The organism is Novilysobacter longmucuonensis, from assembly GCF_046600735.1.
GTDB classification, from domain to species: Bacteria; Pseudomonadota; Gammaproteobacteria; order Xanthomonadales; family Xanthomonadaceae; genus Novilysobacter_A; species Novilysobacter_A longmucuonensis.
The window spans coordinates 171,662-186,337 of record NZ_JBJMAW010000001.1 but is presented as its reverse complement, the minus strand read 5'-3'; the positions used below and the strand labels follow the sequence as shown (position 1 = coordinate 186,337).

Below are 14,676 nucleotides of genomic sequence, written 5' to 3'. Positions count from 1 at the left end.
GGGTTGAGCCGAGAGGCGATACCCATCAACCGCGCAACGATGGGTATCGCCTGTTGCTCAACCCATCCTACGGGAAGGGTCGACACCCACCAGGGCTTCATATTGGCTTCGTTATAGTCCGGCGATGCTCCCACGCCCCCTGACCACCCTGCTCGTCGCGCTCGCGACCAGCTTCGCCACGGGCGCGTGCGCGCAGCCCGCGCCCGCGCCCGCCGCCCAGGCCAGCACCGCCCCGCCCGCAGCCACTCCGGTACCCGCGCCGCCGCCGCTGACCCCCTCGATCGCGCCGGTCGAGGACGCGCTGCTGCCGCGTGTGCGCTCTGCGCTGGAAGCGGCCGAACGCGGCCGCTTCACCGCCGCGCAATACGCCGACCTTGCCGACCATCCGCTGTACGGCTGGATCGAATACGCCAGCCTGCGCCGCGACTTCGACCGCGTTTCGGCCGCGCAGGCGCAGTTGTTCCTGTCGCGCTATGACGGACAGGCCGTGGCAAGGACCTTCCGCGCCGGCTGGCTGGCCGCGGCCGCCAGGCGCGAGGACTGGGCCGGCTTCGATTCGGTCTGGCGGGCCGACATCGACAACCTCGCGCTGCGCTGCCATGCACTCAACGCGCGCCAGACCATCGACGGCGTCGATGCGCAGTGGATCGGCGAGGTCCAGTCGATCTGGCTCAGCAGCGGGCGGTCGCTGCCCGACGCCTGCGACGGGCCATTCGCCGTGTTCGCCGAACACGACGGACTGACGCCCGAACTGCTCTGGCAGCGCATCGAACTGGCGGCGGCGCAGTGGCAACCTGGCGTGATGCGCAGCGCCGCGCGCGGGCTGCCTGCCCAGGAGCAGGCGCTGGCCAACGACTACGCCGCGTTCCTCGACAGCGTGCATCCACGTGCGCTGGACTGGCCCAAGACGCCGCGCAGCCGGCTGGTCGCCTCGCATGGCCTGGCGAAGCTCGGCAAGGACGACCCCGACGCCGCCGAGGCGCGGCTGCCGCAGTACGCGCAGGCGCTGGAATTTTCCGAAGCCGACCGCGGCCGGGTGCTGTACCAGATCGCGCTGTGGAGCGTGGCCTCCTACCTGCCCGACTCCGAGCGCCGGCTCAACCTCGTGCCAGAGGCGAGCTTTGACGAGCGCCTGCACGAATGGCATGTGCGCGAGGCGATGTCGCGGTCGGACTGGCCGGCCGCGCTCGCCGCGATCGGCAAGATGCCGGCCGACCAGCGCGCCGATTCGCGCTGGACCTGGTTTGAGGCTCGCCTGGCCGAACTCACCGGCGATACGGCCGCCGCGCAGCGGCTGTACCGGACCGCCGCGCGCGTGCCGGAGTTCCACGGCTTCCTCGCCGCCGACCGGCTCGGGCAGCCTTACCCGCTGTGCCCGTGGCTGCCCGAGGACAGCGCGGTCGCCGAGTCGGCGGTCGCCGGCGATCCCGCCATTGCGCGCGCGATACGGCTGCACCGGCTGGACCGCCATGGCTGGGCCGTGGCCGAGTGGCACGAGGCGATGGACCGCTTCGACGACACCCAGCGCCGCATCGCGGTGGAGGTCGCGCAGGCCAACGACTGGTTCGACCGGGCGGTGTTTTCGCTCGGCCGCAACCCGGCCGGCGATCCCCAGCCCGAAGAGTTGCGCCTGTATGGCCTGCGCTTCCCGCTGCACCACGCCGCCACCATCCGCCGCGAGGCTGCGAAGTACGACATCGACCCGGCCTGGGTCGCCGCCGAGATCCGCGCCGAAAGCATCTTCAACCCCCAGGCGCGCTCGCCGGCCGACGCCCGCGGGCTGATGCAGGTGCTGCCGGGCACCGGCGCCGCGGTGGCGCGGCGCATCGGGGTGCCGTGGCGCGGCGGCGAGAGCCTGTATGACGCCGACACCAACATCGTGCTCGGCACCGCCTACCTGCGCCAGTTGCTGGACGAGTACGGCGGCCAGCCGTACTTCGCGATCGCCGGCTACAACGCCGGTCCGACGCCGCTGAACCGCTGGCGCTCGCAACGCCCGGGCATGGATCCGGACTTCTGGATCGAGACGATCAGCTACCGGGAAACGCGCGAGTACGTCGCGCGCATCCTCGCCTTCAGCGTGATCTACGACTGGCGCCTCAACGGCGACGCGCTGACCCTGGAGGACCGCATGCGTGGCCGCATCGACGGCCCACGCAAAGGCTTCGCCTGCCCGGCACCGGCACCGGTGGCGGCGGCCAGCGGCGGGTAAGCGTGATGGCGACCGACGGTCCAGGCCACGTGGTGGTGCTCGGCGGCAGCGGCTTCGTCGGCCGCCACCTGGTGCCGCGGCTGTTGCAGGCCGGGCATCGCGTCACCGTGCTCACGCGCCAGCTCACGCCCGACAAGCGCGCGGCGCTGTCGCGGCAGGCCAGCGTGCGCGAGGGCGACGTGCACGACGCCGGCTTCCTGCGCAGTGCGTTCCACGACGCCGACGCGGTGGTCAACCTGGTCGGCATCCTCAACGAGCGCGGCGACAACGGCGCCGGGTTCGAGCGCGTATTCGTGGGCGTGGCGGAGACCCTGATCGCGGCGATGCACAGTGCCGGCGTGCGCCGGCTGCTGCAGATGAGCGCGCTGCACGCCGGCGTCGGCCAGAGCCACTACCTGCAGTCGCGCGGCCGCGCCGAACTGGCGGTGCGCGAGTCCGGCCTGGACTGGACCCTGTTCCGCCCGTCGGTGATCGCCGGCCCCGGCGACGGGCTGTTCTGCCGCTTCGACGCGCTGCTGCGCCTGCTGCCGGCATTGCCGCTGGGCCGCGCCGACGCGGTGTTCCAGCCGGTCTGGGTGATTGATGTCGCCGATGCGTTCGTGCGCTCGCTGGCCGAGCCGGGCAGCATCGGCCAGTACTTCGAGCTGGTCGGGCCCGAGCGCTTCAGCCTGGCGCAGATCGTGCGCATGACCGCGCGTGCGCGCGGCCGCCACCGCGCGGTGATGGCGCTGTCGCCGGGCCTGGGCAGACTGCAGGCGGCGATCGGCGAGCACCTGCCGGGCAAGCCGATCAGCCGCGACAACTGGCGCTCGCTGCAACTCGATTCGACCAGCGAGCACGACGGGCTGGCTGAGCTCGGCATCACCGCGACCGCGGTTTCGGCGAAACTGCACGAGATACTTCGCTAGCGTCCCCCTACGTAGAGCCGAGCTTGCTCGGCTGCCACCTGGTGAGCAGAAGCAGCGGAACAAGCTCCGATCTACACGTCGATCGCATCAATGCACGTTGAAGCCATGCCCAACTCGATGAAAACCTATCTCGTCGGCGGCGCGGTCCGCGACCGCCTGCTCGGGCTGGCGCCGGGCGACCGCGACTACGTGGTGGTCGGGCAGACCCAGGCCGCGATGGAGGCGGCGGGCTTCCGTCCGGTCGGCCGCGACTTCCCGGTTTTCCTGCACCCGACCACCGGCGAGGAATACGCGCTGGCGCGCACCGAGCGCAAGTCCGGGCGGGGCTATCGCGGCTTCGTGGTCGATGCCGACCCGTCGGTGACGCTGGAGGAGGATCTGGGCCGCCGCGACTTCACCATCAATGCGATCGCCGAGGACACGCACGGCGCACTAATCGATCCCTACGGGGGCGCGCGCGACATCGAGGCCCGGGTGCTGCGACACGTCGGCGCGGGCTTCGTCGAAGACCCGCTGCGCGTGCTGCGCGCGGCGCGCTTCATGGCGCGCTTCGCGGTGCACGGCTTCAGTGTCGCGCCGGAGACGCTGGCGCTGATGCGCGAGATGGTCGACTCCGGCGAGCTGGCCGAACTGGTGCCCGAACGGGTCTGGCAGGAGCTGCGCCGCGCCCTTGCCAGCACCCGGCCGTCGGCGTTCCTGCGCACCCTGCACGACTGCGGCGCGCTGGCGGTGGTGCTGCCGGAAGTCGAGGCGCTGTACGGCGTGCCGCAGCGCGCCGAGTACCATCCCGAGGTCGATACCGGCGTTCACGTCGAGCTGGTCTGCGACATGGCCGCGCGGCTGGCACCGGGCGACGACCTGATCGACTTCGCCGCGCTGACCCACGACCTCGGCAAGGCGCTCACACCCGCGCATGTGCTGCCCAGGCATATCGGTCACGAGCAGGCCGGCCTCGCGCCGCTGCGCGTGCTGTGCGAACGGCTGAAGGTGCCGACCGGCCATCGCCAGCTCGCCGAGGCGGTCTGCCGCGAGCACCTCAACGTGCACCGCTTCGACGAGCTGCGCGCGCAGACCGTGCACGAGCTGATCGCACGCTGCGACGGCTTCCGCAGGCCCGAACGCATCGACCAGCTGGCACTGGTGTGCGAGGCCGACAAACGCGGCCGCGCCGGGCTGGCCGAGCGCGACTATCCCCCGGCCGCCGGGCTGCGCGCGGCGCATGCCGCGGCGATGGCGGTCACCACCGGCGACCTGCGCGAAGGCCTCAGCGGCCCGGCGATCGGCGAGGCAATGCGGCGCGCGCGGATCGCCGCGATCGCGGCGGCGACCGGCAAGCGCTGATCGCGCGGTATGCGCCCTCCTCGCTCTTAGCTCCCTCCTTTGAAAAAGGAGGGTCGGGAGGATTTGCCGTTGCTGTTGCTGTTGAAAGACCAGAAGCAAAAAGCAAATTCCCCCTGCCCCCCTTTTTTCAAAGGGGGGAACTGCATTCTCGCAACTCCCCACCGCTCATCCGAACCGCGACTGCAGATGCGTAGGGTGGGCACGTTGCTTGTGCCTACCATCACGGGCGGTGGGCACGAAAACCGTGCCCACCCTACGGAGCTCAGGCAAACCGCGACTGCAGCAGTGAGCGCAACTCGGCCTTGTCGGCCTCGTCGAGCCCGCTCTCGCGCTGCTTGGACTGAAGCTCGTCCATGCGCTGCTGCAAGGTGAGTCGTTCCAGTTGCATGGCCGCATCGAGGAACTCGTCGCGCCAGCTCGCCTCCTCACCCGGGAGCGATTGCGCAGCGAGCTTCTGCAGAACCGCGTACTCCTCGCGGCCATCGAAGTGCTCGATCAGCGAGCCGGTGCTGATGTCGGGACGCTCATCGACCAGTTGCAGCAGCTCGATCAGTAGCGCAACGCCGGGCTGGCGCAAGCCGGCGAAGCGGAACGGCGGTTGCAGCTCCAGCGCCAGCGCCGGCTGCTGCAGCAGCAGGCCGATCGCGCCGCGCACCAGGCTGCGTCTGGGCGCGGCCGCGCCGCGGCCACCGTGCGGGCGCTGCGCCGGCGCGTGCGTCTGCGGTGAGCCGGCACGCGCCCCGACCCCGGTAAGCTCGGTCAGCCGCTGCCGCATCAGGTCGGCGAACGCGCCTTCAGGTATCTGCGCGAGCAGCGGCTTGGCGCGTTCGGCGAGCCGGCCCTTGCCTTCCAGCGTGCCGAGCTTGACGTCCACGCTCAGCGAGTCGAACAGGAACTGCGACAGCGGCGTGGCCTCCTGCAGCCGCGTCTCGAACCCGGCCGCGCCTTCGCTGCGCACGATCGAATCGGGGTCCTCGCCCTCCGGCAGGAACAGGAAGAACGCGTGGCGCCCGTCCTTCATCCGCGGCAGCACTGACTCGACCGCCTTCCACGCGGCGCCGCGGCCGGCGCGGTCGCCGTCGAAACAGAAGTACACGTCCGGCGCGTTGCGGAACAGCAGCTCGGCGTGGTCCGGCGTGGTCGCGGTCCCGAGCGTGGCGACGGCGGTGTCCACGCCGTGCTGGAACAACATCACCACGTCCATGTAGCCCTCGACCACGATCAGCCGCGGGATCTTGTTGTGCGCCTGGCGCACCTGCCACAGCCCGTACAGCTCGCGGCCCTTGTGGAACAGTTCGGTCTCCGGCGAATTGAGGTACTTGGGGCCGTCGTCCTTCTGCAGGACGCGGCCGCCGAACGCAATCGTGCGGCCGCGGCGGTCGTGGATCGGGAACATCACCCGCTCACGGAACTTGTCGTAGACCCGGCCGCTGTCGTTTTTGGACAGCATGCCGCCGCGCTCGAGCAGCTTGAGCCGGCGCTCGTCGGCCCCGAGCGCGTCGCGCAGCGCGTTGAATCCGCCGGGCGCATAGCCGATGGAGAAACGTGCGCGGGTATCGGCATCGACGCCGCGCCCCTCCAGGTACGCCTGCGCACTCGGGGTGGCGGCCAGTTGCTTCTGGAAGAACCGTGCCGAGGCCTCCAGCGCGTTGTACAGCTCCTGGCTGTCGGGGCGCGCGTTGCGCTGCTGCGTATCGCGCGGCACTTCCATGCCGGCGCCGCGCGCGAGCTCCTCGACCGCATCGAGGAACTCGAGCCGGTCGTAGTTCATCAGGAAGCTGATCGCGGTGCCGTGCGCGCCGCAACCGAAGCAGTGATAGAACTGCTTGGTCGGGGAGACGGTGAACGACGGCGAGCGCTCGTCATGGAACGGGCACCGCGCCGAGTACTCCTTGCCCTGGCGCTTGAGCGGCACGCGCGTGCCGATGAGCTCGACGATGTCGGAGCGCGCGAGCAAATCGTCGATGAATGCGTCGGGAATGCGGGCCATGCGTGCGGGTGCCCGGCGAGGGCGCGAGATCCGGATGAAGCGGCCGCTAGGATGCCACGCGCGCCGTCCGAGGCGGCTCCCGCCCATCATGCAAGCCGTAGGGTGGGCACGCTGTATGTGCCCACCAGGCGCGAGCCACCGGCAATGGGCACAAAAAGCGTGCCCACCCTACGGCCAACCCGGCGATCAGCGTCACCGCGCCTGCAAGGTCTCCGGCGACACCCCCGCCGCGGCGCATTCGTCTTCCAGCCGGCGCTTCACCCGCGCGCGCTCGTCGAACATCGCGGTGACCAGCGCGCCCAGCAGGAACACCACCGCGCAGTAGTACATCCACACCAGCAGGATCACCAGGCCGCCGGCCGGCCCGTACGCGGTGCCCAGATCAGCCTGGCCCAGGTACAGCCCGATCGCCCAGCGTCCGATCATGAACATCACCGCCGTCAGCGCGCCGCCGAGCAGGGCCCGGCGCCGGCTGACCGGCCGGTCCGGCAGCAGCCTGTACATCAGCGCGAACACCAGCCCATAGAGCACGAACGACACCGCCGCGGCGAACACCGGCAGCAGGTCGGGCACGTAGGCGATAAGCAGCTGCAGCGCCGCCTGCGCCGCCATCGACACGACCAGCAGGAAGCCCACGCTCACCACCATGCCGAACGACAGCAGGCGCTTGCGCAGCCACGCCGCCATGCCGCCGAGGCGCTTGGCATCGCTGCGGAACACGCGATTCAGCGCGACCTGGAGTTGACCGAACACGATCGAGGCGCCGAACAGCAACGCGACGGTGCCCAGCAGCGCCGCCATCGAGCCGGCACCCGGCCGATCTTCGGCATTGGCCACGATCAGCCGCGCGGTGTCCTCGACCTGGGCGCCAGCGAGCAGGCCCACCTGGCGGAAGAATTCTTCCTGGGCCGATGGATACAGCGCGGTCGTGAGCCACAGCAGCATCAACACCAGCGGCGCCAGCGACAGCAGCGTGTAGAACGCCAGCGCCGCGGCCAGCGCGAGGATGTCGTAGTCGACGAAGCGCCGGACGAATTTCGCCGGCCAGCTCTGCGCCAGGCGCTGCTGCAAGGCCCGCAGGCGCTCGATCGCGCCGGGGTCATCGGCCTCGGCCGGCCGGGGGGTTGTGGTGTCGTCGGGCTGCATGGAGCGCTCGTCAGCGGCGCGGCTTGCGTCACTCCCAGTATCGCGGCAGCCAGGTTAGCGCCGCGTGGGCTTTCGGGCCGGTTGCGGCGGCGCCAAGCCGGGTCCGCGGCTGAAGCCGCTCCTACGGCCAGCGGAGGGAACTCGGAGGTCTTGTAGGAGCGGCTTCAGCCGCGAGCTTTTCCGGCCGCTCGTGGACCGCCCACGAGCCCCCGCACTGCGACGTGGCGCAGAATCGGCTACTGCGGAGTCGGGCAGTCGGGCTGCCGCTCGGGTCGGGCGCGGTCGAACGCCGGCAGCGCCAGGCAGGCGCGGTCGATGCGCGCGATCGTCGGGAAGTCCTCGACCGCCACGCCGAACCGGCGCGCGTTGTAGACCTGCGGGACCAGGCAGCAATCGGCCTGGGTCGGGGTGTTGCCCTCGCAGTACTCGCCGGTGGAGGGATGGCCGGCGACCATCGCCTCGAATGCGCCGAAGCCCTCGACGATCCAGTGCCGCACCCACTCGTCGCGCTCGGGTTGCGGCACGTTCCAGGTGTGCTCGAAGTGCTGCAGCACGCGCAGGTTGTTGAGCGGGTGGATGTCGCATGCCAGCAGCTGGGACAGTGTCCGCACGCGCTGGCGGTCGCGGCCGAGCACCGGCAGCAGCGGCGGGGTCGGCCAGGTTTCGTCGAGGTATTCCAGGATCGCGACCGACTGCCGCATCATCCGGTTGCCGTGCTGCAGCACCGGCACCAGCCCTTGCGGGTTGGCCTGGCGGAACTGGGCGGTGTGCTGCTGGCCGCCATCGCGCACCAGGTGCACCGGCACGGTCTCGTAGGGCAGGCCCTTGAGGTTCAGGCCGATGCGCACCCGGTAGGCCGCGCTCGATCGCCAGTACGAATACAGCCGCAGTTGGTCGTTCACGCCCCCACCTTGCGCAGAGCCCGCTGCCGGTGCCGGCCGGTCATGCCCGCCGCTCACTTCAGCCGCCCGCCGCGCGCCGGCGCATCAGGGCGCGGCCTGGCGTTCAATGCGCTGCTCGATGGCGCCGAACAGGCTGCGACCGTCGCGATCGAGCACCTCGATGCGCACGCGGTCGCCGAACTTCATGAACGGCGTCAGCGGCTTGCCGTGCTCCAGCGTCTCCACGGTGCGGCGCTCGGCGAAGCACGACGCACCCAGCGAGGTGTCCTGGTTGGCGACGGTGCCGGAACCAACGATGGTTCCGGCCGAGAGCGGCCGGGTCCGGGCCGCGTGCGCCACCAGCTGGGCGAAGTCGAACTGCATGTCGACGCCGGCTTCGGGGGCGCCGAACCACTCGCCATTGATGTGGGTCAGCAGAGGCAGGTGCAGCTTGTTGTCGCGCCAGGCGTCACCGAGCTCGTCGGGGGTCACGAACACCGGGCTCAGCGCCGAGCGCGGCTTGGACTGCAGGAAGCCGAAGCCCTTGGCCAGCTCGCCGGGGATCAGCCCGCGCAGGCTGACGTCGTTGACCAGCCCGACCAGCTGGATATGGGCGGCGGCCGATTCCGGCGTGACCGCCATCGGCACGTCGTCGGTGACGATCACCAGCTCGGCCTCCAGGTCGATGCCGTGGTCCTCGCTGACCACCCGCACCGGTTCACGCGGGCCGTAGAAGCCGGCGCTGACCGCCTGGTACATCAGCGGGTCGCTATAGAAGCTCTCGGGGATCTCGGCGCCGCGTGCCCGCCGCACGCGCTCGACGTGCGGCAGGTAGGCGCTGCCGTCGACGAACTCGTAGGCGCGGGGCAACGGGGCCGCCAGCGCCTCCACGTCGAGCTCGAAGGCGCCCTCGGCACGCCCGTCGTTGAGCGCATCCGACAGCGAGTTCAGGCGCGGCGCGGTGTTCGACCAGTCCTCCAGTGCACGCTGCAGTGTCTCGGCGATGCCGCTGGCGCGCACTGCGCGGGTCAGGTCACGCGACACCACGACCAGCGTGCCGTCGCGGCCGCCTTCCTTCAGAGAACCAAGCTTCATCGGGAACCTCGAAATCCTGCGCCACGCGCGATGATTTCAATTGTAACCGGATGGGTCGGGCGGGTCGGGCGACCTGCGGGACTCGGGACTCGGGGTCCCGGCTCGCGCGACCGCGCAAGCCGACCGGCAGTCGCACAACAAAAAACCCGCCGATTGGCGGGTTTTTTGTTGTGCGGGTATGGCAGCCCCGGAAGGATTCGAACCTCCGAATGCCTGAGTCAGAGTCAGGTGCCTTACCGCTTGGCGACGGGGCTATGGAGCGTGAACGTGCATCCAGAGACAGGATTCTAGCGCAACAACTCTTAGCGCTTGGAGAACTGCGTTGCGCGGCGCGCCTTGTGCAGGCCGACCTTCTTGCGCTCGACTTCGCGCGCATCGCGGGTCATGAAACCGGCCTTGCGCAGCTCGCCCTTGAGCGACTCGTCGTACTCGACCAGCGCGCGCGAGATGCCCAGGCGGATCGCACCGGCCTGGCCGGTGGTGCCGCCGCCGGCGACGGTGACGTTGACATCGAACTTGTCGGTCGACTGGGTCAGCTCCAGCGGCTGGCGCACGATCATGCGCGCGGTCTCGCGGCCGAAGAACTCCTCGATCGAACGCTGGTTGATGGTGATCTTGCCCTCACCCTTGCGCAGGAACACGCGGGCGGTGGAGGACTTGCGGCGGCCGGTGCCGTAATTCTGCTGGAGTGCCATGATTTCTACCTTTGGAAGTCCGCACGTGATGCGCGGGCTCTTGCGAGGAACTCGCGTTAAATATCCAGGACCTGCGGCTGCTGGGCGGCATGCGGATGCTCGGCGCCCTTGTAGACCTTGAGCTTGCGGTACATGGCACGGCCAAGCGGGTTCTTCGGCAGCATGCCTTTCACGGCGGTCTCGATGACGCGCTCGGGGTGGCGCTCGAGCGCCTGGCCGAGGGTTTCGGTCTTCAGGTTGCCGATGTAGCCGGTGAACCGGTGATACAGCTTGTCGCTGAGCTTCTTACCGGTGACGACGATCTTCTCGGCGTTGATCACGACCAGATAGTCGCCGGTGTCAACATGCGGGGTGTACACCGGCTTGTGCTTGCCGCGCAGGCGGTGGGCGAGCTCGGCGGACAGGCGACCGAGCGTCTTGCCGGTCGCATCAACGACATACCAGTCACGCTGGACGGTCTCGTTCTTGGCAGTGAAAGTCTTCATTACTGGTCTTCTATAGGTGCGTGGTCGGGCTGATTTCGGCGCATCCCAATTAGGACGTCTGGCCGGAATTTCGCCGCGCGTTGTGATTCGTGGAACGAAAGAGGCGGAATGATAGCGGCCTTCCGGCGGCGCCGCAAGCCGGCCGACAGTCGCCGCAGCAACGCGTGCTAGCATCGCCGGCCATGTCCCCCGCCGCCCGCGCGCCCCGACCGCCGCTCCAGCAGGCGCCGCTTCAACGGGCAGCCGATCCGCTGGTGGCGCTGGCCGACCGCTGCGTTCAATGCGGGCTGTGCCTGCCGGCCTGCCCGACCTACGGCAGCGACCGGGTCGAAGCCGAGTCCCCGCGTGGCCGCATCGCGCTGGCACGTGCCTGGGCCCTGGAAACGATCGAGCCAACCCCGGTCGGCGAAGCCCACCTCGACCATTGCCTGGGGTGCGGCAACTGCGAAACCGTGTGCCCGGCCGGCGTGCAGTATGACGAGCTGCTGGTCGCCGCGCGAGCCCGCCAACGTGAACGCCGCGTGCCAGCCTGGCGCCAGCGCTGGGGCGAAGCGCTCGCCGCGCGCCCCCGCCGGCTGCACGTGCTGCTGGCGCTTTATCGCCACCTCTACCGCTGGCTGCCGGCGCGACTGCGGCCGCTGCCGCGACCACCAGTGCGTCATACCGCCGCGCAGGCCGCCACCGCGGCGCCGGACGGCGCCGCGGTGGCGTTGTTCATCGGCTGCGTGGCAGGCCCGTACGAAGCCGGCCTGCGCGCTGCCGTGATCAGGCTCTGCGCCGCGCTAGGCATCGACACCATCGCACCGCCCCACCAGACCTGCTGCGGCAGCCTGCATGCCCATGCCGGCGATCTCGACCAGGCCGATCAACTGGCGACAACCAACCGTGCCGCCTTCGCCGGCGCCACCACCGTGCTGACGCTGGCCAGTGGCTGTCACCAGTCGGTGACCCGGGCGCTCGACGGCGAAACCGCCGTGGTCGATGCGCTCAGCTTCCTGGACAAGCACTCGGCGCGCCTGCGCTTCACTGCCTGCCAAGAGCGCGTCGCGCTGCATCTGCCGTGCACCCAGCGCAATGCGGTCAAGTCGGTACCCGCGCTGCGCCGGCTGCTCGCGCAGGTGCCCGGCCTGCAGGTGGTCGAACTCGACGCGGGCTACGGCTGTTGCGGCGCGGCCGGCCTCAACATGTTCACTCAACCCGACCGCGCCGCCGGCTACCGGCAACCGCTGCTGGATCAATTCGCCGCCAGCGGCGCGACCCGGCTGCTCAGCGCCAACATCGGTTGCCGGCTGCACCTGGGCAACGCCGCCGCAGTGCCGGTGCAGCATCCGCTCGAATTCCTCGGCGGCCTGCTGGCGCCACTTTCACCGGGCGATGCCGCGCCCGCGTCCTAAACTGCCGCCATGAACACTCGCAACCTGTCCCCGCTCGACCGCCTGCTGAGTGATGCGCAGCGCGCCCTGGAAACCGTGCTGGGCGCCCCGCCGGCATTGCGCGACAACCCGGCCGGCAACACTGCCGAGATCGTGCTGGAGGACGCCGAGCGCCGCCACGCCGCCGGGCTGATGCGGATCAACCACGTCGGCGAGGTCTGCGCCCAGGCGCTGTACTGCGGCCAGGCCGCGGTGGCGCGCGACGAGACCACCCGCGCGCACCTGCTGGAGGCGGCGCAGGAAGAGACCGACCATCTGGCCTGGTGCGCCGACCGCCTGCGCGAACTGGACGACCGCCCCAGCTTGCTCAACCCGCTGTGGTACGCCGGCAGCTATGCGATCGGCGCGCTGGCCGGCCTGCGCGGCGACGGCTGGAACCTGGGTTTCGTGGTCGAGACCGAGCGCCAGGTCGAGGCGCATATCGATGAGCACCTGCAATCGCTGCCACCGGCCGATGCGCGCAGCCGCGCGATCCTGCGCACGATGAAGGCCGACGAAGCGCGCCACGCCGCCTCGGCCGAGCAGGCCGGCGCCCGCATCCTGCCGATGCCGGTGCCGACATTGATGGCGGCCGCGTCGAAGCTGATGAAGACCGTCGCCTACCGGATCTGAGGCGACCGCGGCTTGGAGCACGGGCTTGGAGCACGGCGTGCGGGCACCTCTGTAGGAGCGCCCCATGGGCGCGACGGGACCCGACTACCGCGCCTGTCCGATTCGGGTTCGCGCCCATGGGGCGCTCCTACAAGAGCCAGTCAATCGGCCAGGTTGCGGCCGTGATACAGCTCTTCGATCTCGCGCTTGAGCCGCGCCTCGATCTTCATGCGCTCCTTGAACGACAGGTTGCGCGCCTTCTCCTCGAACAGGTACTGGTCCAGGTCGAAGTCCTTCAGGTGCATCTTGGTGTGGAAGATGTTTTCCTGGTAGACGTTGACGTCGAGCATCTCGTAGCGCGACTTGATGTTCTTGGCCAGGTAGTCCTGGATCGAGTTGATCTTGTGGTCGATGTAGTGCTTCTTGCCCTTGATGTCGCGGGTGAAGCCGCGCACCCGGTAGTCCATCACCACGATGTCCGATTCCAGACTCTCGATCAGGTAGTTCAGTGCCTTCAGCGGCGAAATCACGCCGCAGGTCGCCACGTCGATGTCGGCGCGGAAGGTCGCGATGCCGTTGTCGGGGTGCGTTTCCGGATAGGTGTGCACGGTGATGTGCGACTTGTCCATGTGCGCGACCACCGCGTCGGAGATCACGCCCTTGGCGTCCTTGCGGTCGACCACCGGCTCCTCGGAGATCAGGATCGTCACCGAGGCGCCCTGCGGATCGTAGTCCTGGCGCGCGATGTTGAGGATGTTGGCGCCGATGATGTCGGCCACATCGGTCAGGATCTGGGTCAACCGGTCGGCGTTGTAGGCCTCGTCGATGTATTCGATGTAGCGCTGCCGCTCCTCTTCGGAGGCGGCGAAGCTGACATCGTAAATGTTGAACGAGAGCGCCTTGGTGAGGTTGTTGAAACCCTGCAACCTCAGACGCGGCAACGGCTTGACCATGGTGGGGGGTCCCGGTCGGGCGGCGAGACCGGCCATTATGCGGCAATCGGGCCGTCAGGGAAAACGTGACAGCGTCCGCAACCTGCCGCGCCGAGGCCATGACGCGGCGCCCGGAACGTCAGGATTTGCCGTGGGGTGTCGCTTCGTCCTAAGCTCGGGAAGGTCACACAAGTCCACGCCCAATGCATACGACGGTTACGCCCTTGACTGCTCTGCGACGCACCAACAGCCCGTTGCTGCCGGATGCCGCCACGATCGAGCGCTTTCTCGCGCATTGTCATCGGCGCCGATATCCATCGCGCACCGACATTTTCCGGCCCGGTGATCCGGCCACCACGCTTTATTACGTGGTCTCTGGTTCGGTCAGCATCATCACCGAGGAAGAGGACGGTCGCGAGCTGGTGCTGGGTTATTTCGGCCCCGGCGAATTCGTCGGCGAGCTGGGCCTGTTCATCGAGAACGACCACCGCGAGGTGATGCTGCGCACGCGCACGCCCTGCGACCTGGCCGAGATCGGCCATGAACGCTTCTACGAGCTCCTGCTCTCGCGCCTGGCGGTGGACGCGCCGAAGCTGCTGTACGCGATCGGCGCGCAGATTTCGCGGCGGCTGCTCGACACCAGCCGCAAGGCGGGTCGCCTGGCGTTCCTCGACGTGACCGACCGCATCGTGCGCGCGCTGCACGACCTGGCCAAGGAGCCCGACTCGATGAGCCACCCTGACGGGACCCAGCTGCGTGTATCGCGGCAGGAGCTCTCGCGTCTGGTGGGCTGCTCGCGCGAGATGGCCGGCCGCGTGCTGAAGAAGCTGCAGGCCGACGGCAAGTTGCACGCGCGCGGCAAGACCGTGGTGCTGTACGGCACGCGCGGGTAAGGCAGCCATTCCGTTCTTGTAGAATGGGTATTCCCCGGGCTTCATCCGGAGAATACCCATCGCCGCGGCGCCAA

At 69.4% G+C, this 14,676-nt stretch carries 13 protein-coding genes and 1 tRNA gene; 6 read left to right on the top strand and 8 right to left on the bottom strand.

Translation table 11 applies throughout. The annotated features are described in order from the left end of the window. The first annotated feature begins 124 nt into the window (after window positions 1–124). From ACJQWM_RS00895 to ACJQWM_RS00885, 3 genes are all read left to right on the top strand, one after another. Window positions 125–2,212: a lytic transglycosylase domain-containing protein gene (locus tag ACJQWM_RS00895; RefSeq protein WP_411306612.1), complete on the top strand. Its 2,088-nt coding sequence runs from the start codon at window positions 125–127 to the stop codon at window positions 2,210–2,212. Between the two features lie 5 nt (window positions 2,213–2,217). Beyond that, window positions 2,218–3,120 carry a complex I NDUFA9 subunit family protein gene (locus ACJQWM_RS00890; protein WP_332707941.1) on the top strand — a complete coding sequence of 301 codons (903 nt, stop codon included), beginning with the start codon at window positions 2,218–2,220 and terminating at the stop codon, window positions 3,118–3,120. A 117-nt stretch (window positions 3,121–3,237) separates the two neighbouring features. Further along, window positions 3,238–4,461: a multifunctional CCA addition/repair protein gene (locus ACJQWM_RS00885; protein ID WP_411306611.1), complete on the top strand. Its 1,224-nt coding sequence runs from the start codon at window positions 3,238–3,240 to the stop codon at window positions 4,459–4,461. Window positions 4,462–4,723: 262 nt separating this feature from the next. Here ACJQWM_RS00885 and dnaG read toward each other — a convergent pair whose 3' ends face one another. The 7 genes from dnaG to rplM all read right to left on the bottom strand — a co-directional run bounded on the left by dnaG (window position 4,724) and on the right by rplM (window position 10,753). Further along, complete coding sequence (dnaG, locus tag ACJQWM_RS00880) at window positions 4,724–6,451, bottom strand: DNA primase (RefSeq protein ID WP_411306610.1); 1,728 nt, start codon at window positions 6,449–6,451, stop codon at window positions 4,724–4,726. A gap of 192 nt (window positions 6,452–6,643) precedes the next feature. Further along, window positions 6,644–7,597, bottom strand: a complete 954-nt coding sequence (locus tag ACJQWM_RS00875; RefSeq protein ID WP_332704353.1) for a YihY/virulence factor BrkB family protein — start codon at window positions 7,595–7,597, stop codon at window positions 6,644–6,646. Between the two features lie 236 nt (window positions 7,598–7,833). Continuing rightward, window positions 7,834–8,499: a maleylacetoacetate isomerase gene (gene maiA, locus ACJQWM_RS00870; protein WP_332704351.1), complete on the bottom strand. Its 666-nt coding sequence runs from the start codon at window positions 8,497–8,499 to the stop codon at window positions 7,834–7,836. A gap of 84 nt (window positions 8,500–8,583) precedes the next feature. Next, on the bottom strand, window positions 8,584–9,573 hold the full coding sequence (locus ACJQWM_RS00865) for a fumarylacetoacetate hydrolase family protein (protein ID WP_332704350.1): 990 nt from the start codon (window positions 9,571–9,573) through the stop codon (window positions 8,584–8,586). 179 nt (window positions 9,574–9,752) lie between these two features. Further along, window positions 9,753–9,827 (bottom strand) — tRNA-Gln (locus ACJQWM_RS00860). A gap of 48 nt (window positions 9,828–9,875) precedes the next feature. After that, a complete protein-coding gene (rpsI, locus tag ACJQWM_RS00855) occupies window positions 9,876–10,268 on the bottom strand; it encodes a 30S ribosomal protein S9 (RefSeq protein ID WP_332704348.1) in 393 nt (130 codons plus the stop codon). A gap of 56 nt (window positions 10,269–10,324) precedes the next feature. Next, window positions 10,325–10,753: a 50S ribosomal protein L13 gene (gene rplM / locus ACJQWM_RS00850; protein WP_332704346.1), complete on the bottom strand. Its 429-nt coding sequence runs from the start codon at window positions 10,751–10,753 to the stop codon at window positions 10,325–10,327. Between the two features lie 182 nt (window positions 10,754–10,935). On the opposite strand from rplM, the gene ACJQWM_RS00845 reads away from it, so the two are divergent. Together ACJQWM_RS00845 and coq7 are read left to right on the top strand one after the other, a co-directional pair. Continuing rightward, window positions 10,936–12,147 (top strand): (Fe-S)-binding protein, encoded by a 1,212-nt coding sequence (locus ACJQWM_RS00845; RefSeq protein WP_332704344.1) that lies wholly within the window; start codon window positions 10,936–10,938, stop codon window positions 12,145–12,147. 9 nt (window positions 12,148–12,156) lie between these two features. Then, the gene (gene coq7, locus ACJQWM_RS00840; RefSeq protein ID WP_332704342.1) at window positions 12,157–12,798 is read left to right on the top strand and encodes a 2-polyprenyl-3-methyl-6-methoxy-1,4-benzoquinone monooxygenase; all 642 of its coding nucleotides are present in this window, start codon (window positions 12,157–12,159) and stop codon (window positions 12,796–12,798) included. Window positions 12,799–12,938: 140 nt separating this feature from the next. On the opposite strand, the gene speD is transcribed toward coq7, so the two are convergent. After that, window positions 12,939–13,730 carry an adenosylmethionine decarboxylase gene (gene speD, locus ACJQWM_RS00835; protein ID WP_332704341.1) on the bottom strand — a complete coding sequence of 264 codons (792 nt, stop codon included), beginning with the start codon at window positions 13,728–13,730 and terminating at the stop codon, window positions 12,939–12,941. Window positions 13,731–13,912: 182 nt separating this feature from the next. Here speD and crp point away from each other — a divergent pair, with 182 nt between their 5' ends. Then, a complete protein-coding gene (gene crp, locus ACJQWM_RS00830) occupies window positions 13,913–14,602 on the top strand; it encodes a cAMP-activated global transcriptional regulator CRP (protein ID WP_332704339.1) in 690 nt (229 codons plus the stop codon). Window positions 14,603–14,676: the final 74 nt, after the last annotated feature.